The organism is Paenibacillus silviterrae (assembly GCF_030167925.1).
Classification (GTDB): Bacteria; Bacillota; Bacilli; order Paenibacillales; family NBRC-103111; genus Paenibacillus_G; species Paenibacillus_G silviterrae.
Genome location: NZ_JASKUT010000001.1, coordinates 1,470,850 through 1,489,507, shown reverse-complemented (window position 1 = coordinate 1,489,507; position 18,658 = coordinate 1,470,850). Strand labels below are relative to the sequence as shown.

The following is an 18,658-nucleotide window of genomic DNA, read 5'->3' as shown; positions in this document are numbered from 1 at the left end:
CCTTGTTTTATTTAACCCGTGGAAGGAGCACGTGTGATGAAGAAGAAAGTCATTCTCGATGTAGATACCGGGGTGGATGACGCACTTGGCATTATGCTCGCCGTCCGAAGCGGGCAATTCGACCTTCACGGGATTACGACGGTAAACGGAAATGTCTCTCTCGAGCAAGCTACAGTGAATACATGCAAAATATTGCAGCTTCTCGGGGCGGAAGATATACCGGTGATTCAGGGGGCTAACAAGCCGCTGTTGCGCCCGGTTCATTATGAGCATCGGGTCCACGGAAAGGACGGTCTCGGCGGAGCCCTCCGGGACATGCCGGTGCATAAAAAGCCAAGTGAAGGTCATGCAGCCGATTTCTTGGTCGACCAGGTGCGGAGCAACCCCGGCGAAATGACGTTGGTTATGACGGGTCCGTTAACGAATCTGGCATTGGCCTTGATGAAATATCCCGAGCTTGTGAGGGACGTGAAGGAAGTTATTGTGATGGGAGGCGTCGTCCTTGGCTTCGGCAATATTACGCCTACCGCGGAATACAATATGTTCGTCGACCCGGAGGCGGCCAAGCTTGTGCTTCAAGCAGGCTTCCCTTCGTTAACGCTGGTAGGCTTGGATGTAACGCGCAAAGCGCTCCTGACCGAGGAGCACATCCGTGAACTGGGCGATACGGACATCGGGCGATATGTATGGGAAAGCACAGCTGATTATCTTCAGCGTTATTATGATAGAAACGGGGTAAGAGCCTGTGCTATGCATGACCCGTTAGCGGTAGCCGTGGCGCTGAACCCGGAGCTTGTGACGACGAAGCGCTATTATGTCGATGTGGAGACAAGAAGCGACCTGTGCGACGGACAAACCGTTTGCGATTTCCAGAACCGTCTGCTTAAGGAGCCGAATGTAAATGTTTGCACCGATGTGGCGGTGGACGCGTTTCTCAAATTGTTTATCCGCACGCTAAGGGAGCAGCGAACCGACGAACAGGAGAATCAAACATGAAGAAAGCGTATCTATCGTTATTACTGCTGCCGGGACTGTTGTTTTTGGCGGCATTCATGCTCGTTCCGATTCTATTGACGATCGGCTCGACATTTTTCCCGGAAGGCAGGCTGTCCTTCGGCGGCTATTCGCATTTTTTTCAAGACCCTTATTTTCTCAAAATATTAGGGACGACATTGCGGGTCAGCCTCGTTACTACGGTGATCTGTATATTGCTTGGCTTCCCGGTCTCTTACTATATTTCGCGGCGGCCTCCAAGGCAAAAGGCGCTGCTCCTGGCGCTGGCGATTTTCCCGCTGCTGACCAGCTCCGTCGTTCGCTCCTTTAGCTGGATGATCATCCTCGGCAAAAAAGGACTGCTCAACAACACGCTTGTTGCGCTGGGAATCGTAACCGAACCGCTCGATATTTTATACACGCCGACGGCTATGATGATCGGATTGATTCACTTGTTTCTCCCGCTCATTATCATCACCTTGGTCGGGGTCATGGAGAATATCGATCCCGATTTGATGAAAGCGGCGGAGAGTCTAGGCGCGAGCCGCTTTCGGGCGTTCATGAGGGTCGTCGTGCCGCTTAGCGTACCGGGCTTGATTATCGGGAGCATCCTGGTGTTCGTCGGAAGCTTGACTGCATATACAACGCCTGCACTTCTCGGGGGCAAACAAAGAGTCATCTCCACGTTTCTTTATCAGAACGCCATCACGCTGAACGACTGGCATTTGGCTTCCGTGATCGCAACGATCATGATCGTAATCACGTTCGTCGTCATCGGACTGATGAACGCATTCGCCAATAAAGTAAATCCGAAGGGGTAGAAGGATGCAGGAAAAAAATCGAGGACTGGGCCTGTTTACTCTGCTGGTATATATATTTTTGCTCGGTCCGCTGCTCATTATTGCCGCAGCTTCGTTCGAACCGGGTACCGTGCTTAAATTTCCTCCGCAAGGATTCTCTCTGAAATGGTACAGTAACATACTTGAAGAGGAAATGTTCTTAAAAACGTTCTACACCTCCATGCTTGTTTCCTTCGCGGGAAATGTGCTCGCGCTGCTCTTGGGTATGCCCGCAGCCTACGCTTTAAGCCGCTTTACGTTTAAAGGCAAGGACGCGCTTAACGCCATTTTTATTTCGCCGGTGCTGATCCCGGGTATTGTTCTCGGGTTTACCATGCTCAAGTATTTGATCGCCGTTTATCATCTCCCGATTTATGCGGCGCTGTTATTCGGACATACCATCATTATGCTGCCTTTTATCATCCGGGTCATCGCCTCCAGCCTCGCCAATTTCGATTTTGCCGTGGAGGAAGCGGCTTTGAGCCTGGGTGCCGGGCGATTGGCAACCTTTTTCAAGGTTGTGCTGCCGAATATTAAATCGGGCATTATTGCGGCCGTGCTTATCGCTTTTCTGGAATCGTTCAATAATGTCGACATTTCCGTATTTATGACGGGACCGGGCGTTAGTACGCTGCCGATCCAAATGCTTACGTATGTGGAAAACCATTTCGACCCGACGATCGCCGCCATTTCCGTACTGCTGATGCTGTTTACGGCAGTGCTCATGTTTATGATCGAACGGCTGATGGGACTGTCCTATTTTACTAAACGATAATGGAGGCCTTCGTCCATGGCATTGCTTTCTTTGGAAAATGTATCGGTCGCTTACGGCCAGCAATATATTTTGAAAGACTTTAACCTTCAAGTGGAAAAAGGGAACCTGATTTCACTGCTCGGTCCGAGCGGCTGCGGGAAAACGACCACGCTGCGCCTGATCGCCGGTTTTTTGGAGGCGAAGGACGGGAGATTCAGCTTAAACGGAAAAGATTATACGCGTGTACCGGTCAACAAACGCAATTTCGGTTTCGTTTTTCAAAGCTACGCTTTATTTCCGCACTTGAACGTATTTGACAATGTCGCGTTCGGCCTCCGACTGCGTAAAGTAAGCGGGGCCGAATTGGAGCGTCGGGTAACCCGCATCCTCGAAACGGTCAGCTTGTCGGGCTTCGAGAAACGGCTGCCGAAAGAGCTTTCCGGCGGTCAAAGGCAGCGGGTGGCGATAGCCCGGGCGCTTGTCATCGAGCCGGATTTGCTGCTGTTTGACGAGCCGCTCAGCAATTTGGACGCGAATCTGCGAGTGAATATGCGGGTAGAGATTCGCCGCATCCAGCAGGAGCTTGGCATTACGACCGTTTACGTATCGCACGATCAGGAAGAATGCTTCTCGATCTCCGATCAGGTCGCGATTATGAACAAAGGGATCATTGAGCAGCTGGATAAGCCTTCCGTCGCATATAAATATCCGAAAACGGAATTTGTTGCACGCTTTATCGGCTTTACGAACTTTATTTCCTTTGATGAAAGGCATGACCATGGCGAGCAGATCACGTTAAAGGCTAAGGATTTCACGTTCCTCGCGGCTAAGGGGCCGGGTAGAGGGGAGCAAAGCGGGATGAAGGGCGCCATTCGGCCTGACGATGTGGTGCTCGGGTCTGTTTCGGAGATAGAGGAAGGCGCCAACCGTTTGACAGGTCGTGTGAAGGTCAGTACCTTCCTTGGAAGAAGCTACCAGTATGTCGTTGAGACGGCACTTGGCGATTTTACCGTAAACAAAGAAATGGAACATCCTTATGCGAGCGGTCAAGAAGTCCGGCTGCTCTTGCCAATGGAAAAGCTCGTATTAGTGGAATAGTGGACCTGGAGGTGCAGACATCATGCGCATAGATTTATGGATAGACAATGCTAATATCTATAACAGCTATTTCAAAAAATTTATTCCCGGCAATGCGGCCGTTTTGGACGGGAAGTTTGTATATATCGGTCCTAGGAGTTCAGACGGCTTCGAGGCGAAAGAACGGATAGACGCGGGTGGCCGCTGGATGATCCCCGGTTTGATCGACATTCATTTGCATATCGAAAGCACGATGGTGACGCCGGAAACGTTCTCGCACGGGTTGATCCAAAACGGTGTGACCACTATTGTACCGGAGCCTCACGAAATAGCGAACGTGTTCGGTTTGGAGGGTGTAAAGCAGATCATTGCGGCGAGCAAGGAATGTGTTGCGGATATGTTCTACGCGCTTCCGAGCTCGGTGCCGGCGACCTCCATGGAAACGACCGGCGGCTCGATAGAAATCGAGGATATGGACGAGCTCCTTCGAACGGAAAACATCATTTGTTTGGGCGAGATCATGAATTACGTCGACGTCATTACGGACCCGGACTGTAAAACAAACCGCATTTTACAGCATATTCGCAAGCATTATCCGCATCTAATCATCGAAGGCCATTGCCCGAAGCTGCTAGACCTGGATCTTCACCGGATCATTTACAGCGGTGTCGATTCCGATCATACGCATCAAACGATGGAGGGAATGGAGGCCCGGATCGCGGCGGGTATGTTCCTTGAAATTCAGGAAAAATCGATGACGGCCGAAGTGATGGACTATTTAATCAAGCAAGATGTAGCCGAGCACTTCTGCTTTGTAACCGACGACGTCATGCCGGATTCGTTTCAGCGCCGCGGGCATTTGAACCACATCGTTCGCAAGGCGATCGGAATGGGGATGACACCGGAAAAAGCAATTTACGCCAGCACCTATACACCGGCTCGGCGGATGAGAATGTATGACCGGGGAGTCATTGCACCGGGAAAAATTGCGGATTTCGTGCTTTTATCGAATCTTGAAGAGCTGACCATCGAGCAGGTATTCAAGTGCGGCCGGCGTGTTTACGACTCGAATGAGCCTTATCCGGTTAAAGCGGACACGTATCCGTTTCCGGCGCATTTTTACCGCAGTGTCAAGCTGTCGGAGCTGCGTGAGGAAGACTTTACGGTACCGGCCGACCTCGAAGACGGGCGTTATGCCTGCCGGGTCATGATGGTCAAAGACGGCTCCACGTTTACAGAGGAGCATATCGGCGAAGCGGAAGTCCGGGAAAGGCGGATGCGCTGGGAGGAGAGCGGCTTCGGGCTCATCGCTACGTTTGAGCGTTACGGCAAAGGCGGCAGCCGCGCCTACGGCCTTATCGGAGGCGACACGATTCAGCGCGGCGCGATTGCCACCACCTACTCTCACGATAATCACAACCTGCTTGTCGTAGGTCATAATGCAGCGGATATGATGCTTGCAGCCAACGAGGTCATTAAAGGGCAGGGCGGCTTTTGCGTTGTGGAAGATGGACAACTATTGGCCAGCCTCAGGCTCCCTATAGGAGGAATCTTATCCGACGCCCCGCTGGAGAAGCTGGCTGAAGAAACAGATCAGCTTATAACAGCGATGAAATCGTTAGGATATAAACACTATAATCCCATTATGTCAATCAGCACGCATTCCTTACCTGTCAGCCCGGCGCTTAAAATTACCGATTTCGGGTTAATCAACGTCAACGAAGGAAAAGTTGTTCCTTTACTCATTCATAGCTAAACAGAGGATAGCCTCTCTATCCTTGGGGAAAGAGAGGCTGTTCTTTTTGATATATGTAAATTGACGAATAGCACGAAGTTGTGCCATAATAATTTTGGAATCGGTTCCAAAAATGATGCGATGGGCGGTACGAAATGAACAGAATCGTAATAGTCGGCAGTATTAATGTGGATATTGTAAGCAGAATAAAGCAGTATCCCGTGCCGGGCGAAACAATTAAAAGCGAAAGCACAGAGATACATTATGGAGGCAAGGGTGCCAACCAAGCAGTTGCCGCTGCCCTTTCCGGAGGCGATGTGACGATAATCGGGGCTGTAGGATCAGACCCTTACGGCCAGGATCTTATCCGGTCATTGCAAGGCCACGGTGTTGATACATCGATGGTGACAAGGAAGCCAGGCACTTCCGGGATGGCCTATATTATGGTGGAAGCTTCCGGTCAGAATATTATTGTACTCGCAGAAGGGGCCAACGGAAAGCTGATGCCGGATGATGCGAGACTTGAAGCCGGGGAAGATACCGGGGGCATTTTGGTATTGCAAAATGAAATTCCCTGGGCAACAAATGAAAGTGTCATTCGTCGAGCCAGATCCTGCGGAATGAGAGTCATATTTAACCCTGCCCCGGCCGTCAGGATTCCGAAGGATGTGCTGCCGCTTATTGACACACTGATTCTTAATGAATCCGAAACCGAGTATATTACAGGCAGGGCAATCGGCGGTAAGAACGATGCCGAATTGGCCGCACGCCAATTGCTTGATGGAGGAGTCGGAGAAATCATTGTAACCATGGGAGCATTGGGCTCTCTGTACATGAATTCCAATGGGGCGAGCGTCTATACGCCGGCACGGAAGGTTAAAGCTGTGGATACTACTTCAGCCGGAGACACGTTCATAGGCTGTTATGCCGCTGAGCTATGCGCCGGTAAGCAAGTTGAAGAAGCCCTGCAATATGCATCTGCAGCTGCTGCCATTGCCGTCACGCGGAAGGGGGCCCAATCTTCCATTCCTACACGCGAAGAGGTAGAGCATTTTATGAAACTGGCTAACGGAGAAAGCGGAGATGCAGGAGAAACGGACGAAAGTAACCATTGATGATGTAGCTAAAATGGCGGGAGTCGCCAAGTCCACTGTTTCAAGAATTATTAACAATGCGCCGGGGGTAAAGCCGGTTACTAAGCTTAAGGTAAATCGGATTATACAGGAGCTTGGCTTTACACCTAATCTTATGGCTCGGAGCTTGAAAACCAAGCTGCGCAGACAGATTGCATTGGCCATCGACGATATCCGAAATCCCTACTACCCGGAGCTTGCCTGGGCTGCGGAGCAGGTGGCCAAACAAAACGGTTACCGGCTTGTATTGATCAACCACTACGGCAACCCTTCCGAGGAACTGGCGGTTATTAAGGAGGCGAACGATATGCACGTTGACGGTATCGTCCTGCTCTCCATCAGTCACCCGAAGACACTGCCTTCCGCCGTCAAGAAATCGTCCATTCCCGTCAGCTTGATCGGCAGTTACGGTGAGGACATTCAAGCCGACACCGTAGGACTCAGCAGATCGGAAGGATACCTGGCAATGGAGCATCTGATCCGTATCGGCAGAAGGCGTATTGCTTATGCCGGCGGTCCTTCGACATTACATCGCGGAGGGCGGTATGCCGCTTACGAGAAATCTCTTGCCTCCCACGCAATACCGCTGGATCCATCGCTCGTATTCACGGGAGAAAGATTGGCTCTGGAAACAGGAGTAGAAGCGGCACGCTATTTCTGTAATCTAGAGGAGCTGCCCGATGCGGTTTTCGCGGCCAATGATCTGGTTGCAATCGGACTCCTTCAACAATTTACCGAGCAGGGCGTACGGGTACCGGAGGATATAGCTGTATTGGGAATCGATAATATTCCATGGTGTACGCTGGTACGGCCCCAATTGTCATCCGTTTCGAATTTAGTAACGGAAATGGGGCGGATTGCAGTTGAAATGCTGCTGAATCGAATCGATCGCGAAGTCGAGCTGCCTTTCCAAAAGGTGCTCTTGGAGCCGCGATTGATCGTGAGGGAATCGACGGTGAAGCAGAATTGAGCAGTTGATGTCTGCCTTAATCATGGATGAATGGGGAGGCAGACCATCGGCACTCTTTTGCGAAAAATAAAACCGGTTCCATAATGATTATTTTGTTCCCTATATTTTATCAAAAAGAACCTACGGATGAGCGAGGGTGGTAGGACTTATGACGATTCAACAGGATTATGTAGAAAAAGTGTACGCCGGCTGGCTGGCCAAGGTGATCGGCGTCAGGCACGGAGGAAATATCGAGAATTGGACTTATGAGCGAATTGAACGAACGTTTGGTGAAGTAACCGAATATCTGCACGAATTTAAAAATTTTGCCGCCGACGACGATACGAACGGCCCGCTTTTTTTCCTGAGAGCGCTGGAGGATTATGTATGCGGACCCGAAATCACCGCTGAGCAAATGGGACTTACCTGGTTGAACTATGCGCCGGACGGCCATGGCTTTTACTGGTGGGGGGGCTATGGGAAGTCTACAGAGCATACGGCCTACTTAAATTTGAAAAACGGCATTATGGCGCCCCGCTCCGGCTCGATCGAGCAGAACGGGCTTGCGGTAGCCGAGCAGATCGGCGGTCAAATCTTTATCGACGTGTGGGGACTTGTGGCTCCCGGCAATACGGAGCTGGCCGCGCATCTGGCTGAGAAAATCGCGTCCGTTTCGCATGACGGTAACGGGAAATACGGCGGCATGTTTATTGCCGCGTGCATCGCCGCTGCCTTCGTGGAAACGGATATCGAGCGAATTATCGAGCGTGGGCTGGCCGTGATCCCTGGGGATTGCGAATATACGCGTGTTACGAGAAATGTAATCGCTTACTATAAAGCGCATCCGGACAATTGGCGCGATGCTTTCCACTATGCAAAAGCAAACTTTGGCTACGATAAATATCCGGGTCAGTGTCACATTATCCCGAATTCAACCGTTATGATCTTATCGCTCATGTACGGGGAGGGTGATTTCAGCAGGACGATCAACATATGCAACATGTGCGGCTGGGATACGGACTGCAACGTTGCCAATGTAGCGACTATCGTCGGAGTGAGAAACGGGCTTGCAGGCATTGACGAGAAGTGGCGGAAGCCGATCAACGATTTTCTTTGCTGTTCCAGCGTTATCGGTTCCTTGAACATTCTTGACATACCGTGGTGCGCTTCCTACATCGCGCGTCTTGGCTACAAGCTGGCAGGCGAGCAGATACCGGAGAAATGGGCACCCATACTCAAGAAAAGCGGATTGAAATTTCATTTTGAATATCCCGGCTCCACGCATGCGTTCCGTTTGGAGCATAACGACCCGCTTCATGTTACGGGCGCGATTCGTAATACGGCTGAAGCAGCCGCTTCGGGAAGCCGTTCCTTAAAGGTGCTCTTCGATAAGGTGCAGGGAGGTAACGCGTATCGCGTGTTTCATCAAACGTACTATCGTCCGAGCGATTTTAACGACAGCCGTTATGACCCAAGCTTCTCTCCAATACTGTATCCGGGGCAGCATATCGAGGCGAAGGTGATGCTCCCCGGTAACGGCATTCGGCGTGTGAAAGTCCGTTTATATGTAAAAGACGGGAACAGCGGCGCCTATCATTACGGTGAAGCCGTTCCGTTGATCCATAACGAGTGGGCACAGCTGCACTATCAAATTCCCCGCATGAGCGGCTGCTGTCTGGAGCAGGCAGGCATCGAGCTCATTCCGATGGACGGTAAAGGAGCTCACGGTCCGAGTCTCGTTTGCTTCCTCGACGACTTTGAATTTGGCGGCAAACCAAGCTATGCGATCGATTTTGCCAAGGAGCGAATGGAGAAGTGGAGCGGGCTCCATCTTGAAGTGAGCCAGCTGAGCTATTTGCGAGGTATATGGACACTTGAGGACGGAGAGCTGAGCGGAAGCTACTTCGGAGAAAGTGCGGAGAGTTATACGGGATGCCTGGATTGGGATGATTATACGTTTGAAGCGGTCATGGTGCCGAAGCTCGGCGATCATCACCGCATCAATTTCCGTGTTCAGGGTGGGATCCGTTCGTATGCGGTCGGTTTCGCTCCCGGCGGCAAGCTGTCGCTGCTCAAGAACGACAACGGCTACAGCACGTTGAGGGAGGTCGATTTTGACTGGCAGCTGGGGCAGGCGGCGACCGTTACGGTGAAGGCCGTGGGCAATCGTTTTGAAATCTCCGTCAATGGGGTAGCGTTAATGGAATATATGGATAACAACCATCCGTATCTGACCGGGATGATCGGGTTTTCAAATACGGAGGGAAGCCATACGCATTACCGCGGCTTTTCGCTGACAAGCTTATAATTAGTGTAACAACTTTTCAGCCTTCAAAAAATGGTATAATCACTTTATGACGACCCCTCCAAACGAAGGAAGTGGAAAATGATGAATTTTGAAACGGTTATGCAGGAGCTTGAGGCTCTCGGCAAAGAACGACTCAAGAAAATGTACCTATCCAATGGCGCGCGCGAGCCTCTTTTTGGAGTGGCAACAGGAGACATGAAGGCGATCTTCAAGAAGACCAAGCTCAATCAACCTTTGGCGGAGCAGCTTTATGCCACGGGGAATTACGACGCAATGTATTTTGCCGGAATCATAGCGGAACCAAACTCAATGACGGAGGCGGATTATGACCGTTGGCTGGATTCGGCGTATTTTTATATGCTGTCCGATTATGTAGTGGCGGTCTCCTTGTCGGAAGCGGATATTGCGCAAGATGTTGCCGATAAGTGGATTGCAAGCGGCGAAGAATTGAAAATGTCGGCAGGCTGGAGTTGTTATTGCTGGCTGCTCGGGAGTCGTCCGGATAGCGAATTCTCGGAAAGCAAGCTTACCAGGATGCTTGAACAAGTGGAACATTTGATTCACACTGCCCCCGAGCGAACGAAATATTCCATGAGTAATTTTATATACACCGTGGCGACATCCTACGTACCGCTCCATGATAAGGCGGTCGCAACCGCGAAGGCAGTGTGCCCGGTAGAAGTCAAAAGTGATACGGGAAAAAGCAAGCTGCTAAACGCTCTCGCTAATATTCAAAAGACGGTAGAGAGAGGGAAGCTTGGCTTTAAACGCAAGCATGTAAGGTGTTAACTTCTGCTATAATGTAGGATAAAAAAATAGTAGGGGTGCGTAACCTATGAAAACAATAGGTCTTATTGGCGGAATGAGCTGGGAGTCATCCTTGCTCTATTACCAAATCATCAATCAACGTGTAAAGGAAAAGCTTGGAGGGCATCACTCGGCAAAGAGCCTCATGTATTCAGTGGATTTCCATGAAATCAAGACACTTCAACATCAAGGAAAATGGGATGATGCCACAAAAATTATGATCGATTCAGCACAAAAACTAGAAGCCGGTGGAGCCGATTTACTAGTCATATGTACGAATACGATGCACAAGATGGCAAAAGAGGTAGAAGAATCGGTTTCTATCCCTTTGCTTCATATCGCTGATTCGACTGCACATGAAATTGTAAAGGATGGATTGAAGAAGGTCGCTTTATTGGGGACTGCTTTTACTATGGAACAAGATTTTTACAAGGGTAGACTCATTGAAAAATTTGGACTCGAAGTTATTGTTCCGGATGAAGCCGAAAGAATGGTGATTCATGACATCATCTATCGAGAGCTTTGTCTTGGAATCATTAACGAAGACTCTAAACAATCCTACATAAAAATCATTAACAGTCTTAGCGATCAAGGTGCGGAAGCCATTATTCTTGGATGTACGGAAATAACGCTGCTCATATCACAGGATCATTGCAGTATCCCGATATATGATACAACAAGAATTCATGCTGAGTCTGCTGTCGACTACGCATTAAGAGAAGCCTAAGTATCTGCGTTAATGAAATCAACAAAAAGGAAGCTCCATTCGAATTGGGGCTTCCTTTTTGTATTGTTGCGCTTGTGTCGTATATGCTACTCCTTAACCGACCCTACTACCATGCCCTTCACAAAATACTTCTGCAGGAACGGATACACCAGGAGGATCGGCAAAGCTCCGATGAAAATCTGTGCCGCCTTCACCGTATTGTTGGAGATGTTCTCCATCTCCCGGCCCAGTGTCGAGAGCTGGGTGGAATCGATCTGGATCAGAATGGTTTGAAGGAACGTGGCCAGGGGATAGTCCTCGATGCTCTTCAAGTAAATGAGTCCGTCAAACCAGGCGTTCCAATGTCCAACCATCTTGAAGAGGGACAATGTGGCAACGGCTGGCAGAGACATCGGCAGATAGATGAGCGTAAGGATCTTAAACTGCCCGGCCCCGTCGATCAGGGCCGCCTCCTCCAAGGCTAGCGGAATGTTACGGAAGAAATTGAGCAGCAGCACGATCAGCCACACATCGATGGCACCGGGCAGAATGAGCGCCCACAAGGAGTTCATCAAGCCAAGCTTCTGAATGACGATATACGTCGGCACCAAGCCTCCGCCGAACAACAACGTAATGACGAAAAACCAAGAGTAGCCCGTACGGCTCCGCAGCACTGAGGAGTCCTTGGATAAAGGATACGCGGTGAGAAAGGTGACGATCATGGTGATGACGGTACCGACTGCCGTTCGCTGCACGGATACCCATAGAGAATGGAGAAAGTTTTGGTTGCTTAGTGTTTTCTTATAGGCGTCCAAAGTGAAGTCGATCGGAAGCAGGCCTACGAGATTGGCATTGGCCGGCGCACGGCCGCTGAGCGAAACCGCTAACGTGTGAATGAGGGGAAGTATGCAAAGAAAAGCAATTACGGCCAGAAAAATATAATTGAACCATGTAAAAATCCGGTACGGCAGCGTTTTATGATACAAGCTTACCCCCCCTTAGAAGATTCGGTAATTGGCTGTCTTCAGCGCAATCCGGTACACCGAAAGAATCAAGATACAGCTGACGATAGATTTGAATAAACCAATGGCGGTAGCGAAGCTGAGCTTCTGGCTGAGAATCCCGACCCGGTATACGTACGTATCGATAATGTCGCCCTTGTCATAAACCAACGGATTATACAGGTTATAAATTTGATCGAAGCCGGCGCTAAGGATACTGCTCAGCGATAAAGTAGCACAGACTGTCATAATAGGGATGAGACTTGGAACGGTAATATGGAGAGTCTGCTCCCACCGCGAAGCGCCGTCCACCTCAGCAGCCTCGTACAGGTCAGGATTGATGCCTGCCAGTGATGCCAGATAAATGATCGTGCTGAAGCCGAACTCCTTCCAGATCTCACTGGTCACGACGGTAAACCGAAACCAGTTTCCATCACCTAGAAAGAAGATCGGCGGAAGTCCGAACCAGCTCTGGAGAATCCGATTGACCAGCCCTCCTTCAGGGGACAGCAGGTCCGTCAAGATGGCCCCCAGAATAACCCAAGAGAGGAAATGGGGGAGATAGACAAGCGTTTGTACGACGCGTTTGAATGCCATTTTTCGTACCTCGTTTAATAACAGGGCAAATACGACGGGAACGATGATCATAAAAGCAATCTTTAAGAACGCAATAAGCAGCGTGTTCCAGATCACCTGCAGGCTGTCGATTCGCTCGAAAATGGCGGCGAAATGCTTGAGTCCTACCCATTCGGAGCCGGTAATGCCCAAATAAGGCTTGTAATCCTGAAAGGCGATTATGACACCGAACATAGGAAGATAATGGAACAAAAGTGCAAGGATTACACCAGGCAGCAGCATAAGATGAAAGGCCCAGGTTTTGTAAAATCTGCGGAGCAGCGGCGGCCCGCCGGCCGGACGAGGCGTCGCCTCCGGATGTGTTGTCATGTTCATTCTTTCACCTCTTCAGAGACGTATTAGCGCTTGTAACCACATTCTAGCATAGCCCCTAGGACGGCTATATACCGTTTTCTTAACACCTGATATTGTTTTGTAAAGGCATTGTGAAAGGAATCCCGCCATGTTAAAAAAAGAACATCCCGTCTTTACAATGTGTTATTTCCACGGAAAGCGGTAGTCCTTTATGATTTCATTAGGAAGACAAATTCGAAAGGTTAAGGGGGAACGCACGTTGCTTCTAACTACAAAGAAAATCATGTTGACCTTACTTAGCACGGTCTTGGCCGGCTCGGTCATCGGCTGCTCGTCCGGCAGCGGAGGCGGCAGTACGGCAAGCGATAAGCCGGAAACGGCTCCGCTCAAGCAGGTAAACGGCAAATTTGATCCGCCCGTTACCATTACTACGGTGAGGGGAGTGCCTGGCCCAGCCACCTTCAAGAACGGGGAGAGCATCGACGATAACGTGCACACCCGGTGGGCGAAGGAGAAGCTGGGGATCGAAATCAAAAGCTTGTGGTCGGTCGTCAATACGAATAACGCCTACGATACCAAGCTGAAGCTGGCCTTATCCGCCAATGAGCCCATGCCGGATATCGTCCATGCCAGCGGAGAGATGGCCCGCCTTCTCATCGAATCGGGACGGTTCCAGGATGCGGGCGCACTTTTCGACAAGTATGCGGGGGAGACATGGAAGAAGGCGATGGCCGAGGATCCTACCGTCTGGTTCGAATACTCGAGAGAAGGCAAGCGGTATGGCATCCCGGCCTTGGACTACGATTACAACAATGACCCGGTAATGTGGGTTCGCGGGGATTGGATGAAGAAGCTGAACCTGACCCAGCCGAAAACCATCGATGATTACGAGAAAATACTGGACGCCTTCACGAATCAGGACCCCGACGGGGACGGACAGAAGAACACCTTCGGCTTGTCCGTAGGCTTTAAGAAGGCATACGCCAATCACTTCGGTGTCAGCTGGCTCTTCGGAGCGTACGGCGCGATCCCCGGGATCTGGCAGAAGCAGCCGGACGGTACCCTCGCCTACGGCTCTGTGCAGCCGGGCGTGAAGGAAGCTCTTGCGAAGCTCAAGAGCTGGGTAGCCAAGGGCTATATACCGAAGGAAGCCCCCGTGTGGGATGAGGCCAAAGCAGGCTCTTTCGTCTCGGCAGGCCGGGCGGGCAGCTTCACAGGCCCCTATTGGTCCGAAGCATGGCCGATGGGCGACTTGACGAAGAATAACCCTTCGGCTGAACTGGCTACTTATACGCTGCCGGTCGGTTCCAACGGCAAGGGCATGCATTTTGCAACCCATCCGTATGCAGGTGCCATTTTTATCAATAAGGAAATGAAAAACCCAGAAGCCTTCTTCACCTACGGCAACTTCCTGTTTGACAATTTGGCTGATCCGAAGGCAGGCAGCGAGTTTGAGAACGGCTGGGCGAAGGGCTACGACTGGGATGTGGTGGACGGTAAGGTTACTACGGACCTGACCAAAATTCCGGGCGGCGGCGTACGCGTATTTTTCTACAGCCTGCTTATGACGCAAGGTCCGCGAATTCCGTCCCAAAACATTACCGCTTTAGTAAATTTGGCAAAGAGCGGCAATAAGCCGACAACGCCTTATGAGCGATACTGGTCCCAGCTGGCGCCGCCTATCGAGCTGCAATCGTCCAGCAACGTTTGGAACCAGCGGGCGAACCGCGTCATGAACGCTTACACCGGCGGGGCTACGGCAACGATGACGGATAAGGGAGACTTCTTAAATAAGCTGGAGATGGAAACGTTCAGTAAGATCGTGTTCGGCGATGAGCCCGTGGAAGCCTACGATAAATTCATCCAGACCTGGAAATCCCAAGGCGGCGACGCCATTACCAAGGAAGTCAACGACTGGTATAAGAGCGTAAGTAAAAAGTAACCCCATGGCAAAGAAGGAATTGACCGCCTCATAGAGAAAGGCATTAGTAAAACAATGTCAACATATGAGGGGAACGGTGAGCCGGCAATGGATCGAAAGGTAACGATATTCACCAAAACGGTAGTCATGATTTTAAGCATATTGATCCCCGTGGTGCTTCTGTTTGCCATTTCCAATCAAACGGCCGTTCATGTCGTTGAGGACGAAATGAAAAAAAACAACCTGAACAAGCTTCGGTTTCTTCATCAGCAGATGGAGCAGAAAATCGACCAGCTTTCGATGAATTCCATTGCCATGTCCAATGATGCCGCGATTCGGGAGCTGGAATACCGACACCAATCCGAGTCGTACTACGAACGGGAAAGACTGCTGCGAATGATTCTGGATAATATTACCCTGCAGTCCGGCATTAGCGGATGGCTGACGGACATCACCGTGTATTCCAGGCTCACGAAGGATATCATCTCAACCTCCAGCGCCTCGGTGGATCTGAAGGAGCAGTTGCTCATTAACGATATTGCCAGAGGCTGGAGCTACGCGACCGTCGATAACGGGAAAACGGTGAACCCTCAATTCGTATGGTTTGCCGTTCATCCTATTACGGCCTTCGAGCATCCGGAGGCGGCGAAGCTGATTGTCAAAACATCCTTCTCGCCCTCGTACTTGATGGATATGCTCGATCAATATAAGGCGGACGGACAGGGCGATCCGTTCCTGTATCATCCGAAGCATGGGGTGCTCGCTAACCGAACGGTGAATCAGGCAGGCTCAGCCGACTTAATCAACTATCTCCATTCGCAGACCCTGGAACAGTCCAGGCTTCATTTTACCGTGGAAATGAACGGCCGTAAGTCTTTGGTCAGCTATCTAAAGCTGAATAATCTGGGCTGGTACCTGGTAGACTCCGTTCCCTTGGAAGACATTCTGACACCTGTAACGAAGACGCGCAATTTGTTTTACGGGTCGACGCTGCTGCTGCTGCTGCTTAGTGTGATCGCATCGTATGTGTTATACCGCAACGTTCAGGTACCCATACGGGCGCTCGTTCGTCATGTGCAGCGGATCAGGAAGGGGGATTATTCCTCTAGGGTAGAGCTTACCGGCGGGACGGAATTCTCCTTCCTCATTACTCGGTTCAATGAAATGACAGCACAAATTCAAGATTTGCTGGAGAAGGTGGTCGCCGAGAAGCTGCGATCCAAGGAAGCGGTGCTGAAGCAGCTGCAGTCGCAGATCAATCCGCATTTTCTGTATAACTGCCTGTTCTTTATTAAAAATATGGCACGTATGGGCGATGTGGACTCCATTGAGGCCATGTCGCTGAATCTGGGCGATTACTTCCGATATACGACCCGGCTCGGCAACCAGTCGGCCACCTTGGAGGAAGAGCTGTCTCTGATTACGAATTACCTGGAAATTCAAAATCTGCGAATGCAGCGCATTGCTTACGATATTCAGGTACCGGAAGCCATGAGGGGCATTGTGGTCCCCCGACTTATGCTCCAGCCGCTCGTTGAAAATGCCATTCTTCATGGCATCGAGCCTAAGGAGGGCAGGGGAATGGTCAAGATTGTAGGAGAGCTCCTCGAAAACGGGGATTGCCGTCTCATCGTGACGGATAACGGAGTCGGCATGGCTCCTGAGAAGCTGGCCGCGATGCAGCTGGCCATGGACCGTAAAGAAAGCGAAGAGGAAGGACGCTTCGGCTTTGGCTTATGGAATGTGAATCAGCGGGTGAAGCTGATGTTCGGCGAAGGGACCGGGCTGTTCTTTTTCGGTAATCCCGAGGGTGGCATCACATCAATCATCGTTCTTCGAACCGGGAGGGGGAATGAGCATGTATCAGCTGTTGATTGTGGATGATGAGCCGTCGGTAGTCGATACGATAGCGCATACGCTCCCATGGCAGGAGCTTGGTGTCGCCGAGGTCATGTGCGCCTATTCCGGCCGTGAAGCCTTGGAGCTGATTAAGAAGCATGTCGTCGATATCGTCATCACGGATATTCGTATGCCTGGTATGGACGGTATCCAACTGATGGAGCAGAGCGCCAAATTTACGCGCAGCACGCAGTTCATTCTGTTAACCGGTTATGCCGAGTTCGATTACGCCAAACGCGCCTTGCAGCTCGGAGCGGCCGATTATTTACTTAAGCCCGTAAGCGATAGCCAGCTGATCGAGTCGATCCGCAGAATCATTCAGCAGCTGGAGGCTGACGTAGCGGAGGCCGCTTCCTTCCAGCTCGCAGTAGAGATCCTCAGAGAGCATCAGCCTGCGCTGAAATCGGAGGTACTAAGCAAGCTGGTAGAGGAAGGACGACTGGAGGCGGAGGATCACCTTGCCTTGCTTGGGATTTCGTTTTTACCGGAGGATTCGATAAGTTTGGTGTTGATCCGGCTCGAAGGGCGCTTCTCACGCTATAACCAAAGAGACCGAATGCTCATGGAATTTTCCGTGTTTAATATGGCCGAGGAATTGATGGGTCCATATTTTGAGCTGTGGACCTGCCGGGACCGTCATGAATACCTGGTGCTTGCGCTGAAAGGGAAGGAGGATACGGAATGGGAGGAAGGGCTCCAGCTGCTCCCGCGTATGTGCAGCCAGCTGCAGCATCATGTGATGAGGTATCTTAAGGGTGACATATCCGTTGTGATCGGCAATCCGGTAAACTACCCGGATGCTGTGCAGGCCGGTTATCAGTCTGCTGTCAAGACGATGAGGCGTAGAATCGGCAAAGACGTTGGCCTGCTTATGACGGTGAACGATCCGGATTCCGGCCAAAGGGTGGCTGCATTGAAAACGCTTCACGAAGCGCCGACGCTCAGCCATTTGTTCGAAGCAGGCATGTGGGAGGAGGCCGTTCGCAAGATCGAGAACATTGCTGCGGAGCTCGAAGAGAACTGGGATGATTCGCCCGAATTGCTGGCCGAGTGGTACCATACCCTCGTATCGGCCTGCTATCGGTATGCACACGCCAACGGTGAAACCCTTAGCCGGCTCCTTGAACGTATAGGAGTAACCGAATCCATCCCGGAGCTTGGCACCCTGCTTTCCGTCGACCGGATGATGGAATGGGCGGTAGGCCTATGCCGGAAGCTGTCTATTGAGAATTCGGAGGAGCTGCACAGCTCCCGAGCGATGGTGATCGAGCAGGTTAAGGCTTACATCCATGAGCATTTGTCAGAGGATGTATCGCTCCATATTCTTGCCGATCAGGTGAACCTTCATCCTGTCTACTTATCCAAGGTGTTTAAGCTGGAAACCGGCGAGGGCATCAAGGAGTACTTGCATAGGGTTCGGATGGAGAAAGCCGTTCACCTTCTTAAGCGCAGCGATTCGAAAATATACGAGGTAACCACTGCGGTAGGTTATTTGAATACGCCGTATTTTATCAAAGTGTTCAAAAAGGAATTCGGCATGACTCCTCAGGAGTACCGCGATCATCACAGCATTCGGCAGCAGTAAACTAATTAATTGGGAGGCTAT

15 protein-coding genes are annotated in these 18,658 nt (G+C 50.9%); 13 read left to right on the top strand and 2 right to left on the bottom strand.

Annotated features, from left to right (window positions below):
- Positions 1-36: 36 nt before the first annotated feature.
- The 10 genes from QMO62_RS06395 to QMO62_RS06350 all read left to right on the top strand — a co-directional run bounded on the left by QMO62_RS06395 (position 37) and on the right by QMO62_RS06350 (position 11,322).
- Entirely contained in the window at positions 37-996 is a 960-nt protein-coding gene (locus QMO62_RS06395; protein ID WP_284639521.1) for a nucleoside hydrolase, read from the top strand.
- Positions 993-1,814, top strand: a complete 822-nt coding sequence (locus QMO62_RS06390; protein WP_284639519.1) for an ABC transporter permease — start codon at positions 993-995, stop codon at positions 1,812-1,814. Before QMO62_RS06395 ends, QMO62_RS06390 begins: the two co-directional genes overlap by 4 nt.
- Before the next feature lie 4 nt (positions 1,815-1,818).
- Complete coding sequence (locus QMO62_RS06385; protein ID WP_284639517.1) at positions 1,819-2,607, top strand: ABC transporter permease; 789 nt, start codon at positions 1,819-1,821, stop codon at positions 2,605-2,607.
- Between the two features lie 15 nt (positions 2,608-2,622).
- Positions 2,623-3,684: an ABC transporter ATP-binding protein gene (locus QMO62_RS06380; RefSeq protein ID WP_284639515.1), complete on the top strand. Its 1,062-nt coding sequence runs from the start codon at positions 2,623-2,625 to the stop codon at positions 3,682-3,684.
- 22 nt (positions 3,685-3,706) lie between these two features.
- A complete protein-coding gene (locus QMO62_RS06375; protein ID WP_284639513.1) occupies positions 3,707-5,419 on the top strand; it encodes an adenine deaminase in 1,713 nt (570 codons plus the stop codon).
- Between the two features lie 134 nt (positions 5,420-5,553).
- Entirely contained in the window at positions 5,554-6,513 is a 960-nt protein-coding gene (gene rbsK / locus QMO62_RS06370) for a ribokinase (protein ID WP_284639511.1), read from the top strand.
- Positions 6,482-7,501, top strand: a complete 1,020-nt coding sequence (locus QMO62_RS06365) for a LacI family DNA-binding transcriptional regulator (RefSeq protein ID WP_284639509.1) — start codon at positions 6,482-6,484, stop codon at positions 7,499-7,501. Before rbsK ends, QMO62_RS06365 begins: the two co-directional genes overlap by 32 nt.
- A 148-nt stretch (positions 7,502-7,649) precedes the next feature.
- A complete protein-coding gene (locus tag QMO62_RS06360) occupies positions 7,650-9,788 on the top strand; it encodes an ADP-ribosylglycohydrolase family protein (RefSeq protein ID WP_284639507.1) in 2,139 nt (712 codons plus the stop codon).
- An 81-nt stretch (positions 9,789-9,869) separates the two neighbouring features.
- A complete protein-coding gene (locus QMO62_RS06355) occupies positions 9,870-10,577 on the top strand; it encodes a DNA alkylation repair protein (RefSeq protein ID WP_284644873.1) in 708 nt (235 codons plus the stop codon).
- Between the two features lie 46 nt (positions 10,578-10,623).
- Positions 10,624-11,322 (top strand): aspartate/glutamate racemase family protein, encoded by a 699-nt coding sequence (locus QMO62_RS06350; protein ID WP_284639504.1) that lies wholly within the window; start codon positions 10,624-10,626, stop codon positions 11,320-11,322.
- Positions 11,323-11,408: 86 nt separating this feature from the next.
- Here QMO62_RS06350 and QMO62_RS06345 read toward each other — a convergent pair whose 3' ends face one another.
- Together QMO62_RS06345 and QMO62_RS06340 are read right to left on the bottom strand one after the other, a co-directional pair.
- Positions 11,409-12,287 carry a carbohydrate ABC transporter permease gene (locus tag QMO62_RS06345; RefSeq protein ID WP_284639502.1) on the bottom strand — a complete coding sequence of 293 codons (879 nt, stop codon included), beginning with the start codon at positions 12,285-12,287 and terminating at the stop codon, positions 11,409-11,411.
- Positions 12,288-12,299: 12 nt separating this feature from the next.
- The gene (locus QMO62_RS06340; RefSeq protein WP_372516652.1) at positions 12,300-13,253 is read right to left on the bottom strand and encodes an ABC transporter permease; all 954 of its coding nucleotides are present in this window, start codon (positions 13,251-13,253) and stop codon (positions 12,300-12,302) included.
- 238 nt (positions 13,254-13,491) lie between these two features.
- Between QMO62_RS06340 and QMO62_RS06335 the strand changes: the two genes are divergently transcribed.
- The 3 genes from QMO62_RS06335 to QMO62_RS06325 are packed head-to-tail and all read left to right on the top strand — an operon-like array spanning position 13,492 to position 18,637.
- The gene (locus QMO62_RS06335; RefSeq protein ID WP_284639500.1) at positions 13,492-15,174 is read left to right on the top strand and encodes an extracellular solute-binding protein; all 1,683 of its coding nucleotides are present in this window, start codon (positions 13,492-13,494) and stop codon (positions 15,172-15,174) included.
- A 54-nt stretch (positions 15,175-15,228) separates the two neighbouring features.
- Positions 15,229-17,037: a sensor histidine kinase gene (locus QMO62_RS06330; protein ID WP_284639499.1), complete on the top strand. Its 1,809-nt coding sequence runs from the start codon at positions 15,229-15,231 to the stop codon at positions 17,035-17,037.
- On the top strand, positions 17,012-18,637 hold the full coding sequence (locus QMO62_RS06325) for a response regulator transcription factor (RefSeq protein WP_284639497.1): 1,626 nt from the start codon (positions 17,012-17,014) through the stop codon (positions 18,635-18,637). The genes QMO62_RS06330 and QMO62_RS06325 overlap by 26 nt, the downstream gene beginning before the upstream one ends.
- The last annotated feature ends 21 nt before the right edge of the window (positions 18,638-18,658 follow it).

Bases quoted from the DNA above. Each gene is read 5' to 3' on its own strand.
- QMO62_RS06365 (WP_284639509.1), top strand. From the start codon at position 6,482: ATGCAGGAGAAACGGACGAAAGTAACCATTGATGATGTAGCTAAAATG.
- QMO62_RS06330 (WP_284639499.1), top strand. From the start codon at position 15,229: ATGTCAACATATGAGGGGAACGGTGAGCCGGCAATGGATCGAAAGGTA.
- rbsK (WP_284639511.1), top strand. From the start codon at position 5,554: ATGAACAGAATCGTAATAGTCGGCAGTATTAATGTGGATATTGTAAGC.
- QMO62_RS06350 (WP_284639504.1), top strand. From the start codon at position 10,624: ATGAAAACAATAGGTCTTATTGGCGGAATGAGCTGGGAGTCATCCTTG.
- QMO62_RS06355 (WP_284644873.1), top strand. From the start codon at position 9,870: ATGAATTTTGAAACGGTTATGCAGGAGCTTGAGGCTCTCGGCAAAGAA.
- QMO62_RS06395 (WP_284639521.1), top strand. From the start codon at position 37: ATGAAGAAGAAAGTCATTCTCGATGTAGATACCGGGGTGGATGACGCA.
- QMO62_RS06390 (WP_284639519.1), top strand. From the start codon at position 993: ATGAAGAAAGCGTATCTATCGTTATTACTGCTGCCGGGACTGTTGTTT.
- QMO62_RS06325 (WP_284639497.1), top strand. From the start codon at position 17,012: ATGTATCAGCTGTTGATTGTGGATGATGAGCCGTCGGTAGTCGATACG.
- QMO62_RS06340 (WP_372516652.1), bottom strand. From the start codon at position 13,253: ATGAACATGACAACACATCCGGAGGCGACGCCTCGTCCGGCCGGCGGG.
- QMO62_RS06375 (WP_284639513.1), top strand. From the start codon at position 3,707: ATGCGCATAGATTTATGGATAGACAATGCTAATATCTATAACAGCTAT.
- QMO62_RS06385 (WP_284639517.1), top strand. From the start codon at position 1,819: ATGCAGGAAAAAAATCGAGGACTGGGCCTGTTTACTCTGCTGGTATAT.
- QMO62_RS06360 (WP_284639507.1), top strand. From the start codon at position 7,650: ATGACGATTCAACAGGATTATGTAGAAAAAGTGTACGCCGGCTGGCTG.
- QMO62_RS06380 (WP_284639515.1), top strand. From the start codon at position 2,623: ATGGCATTGCTTTCTTTGGAAAATGTATCGGTCGCTTACGGCCAGCAA.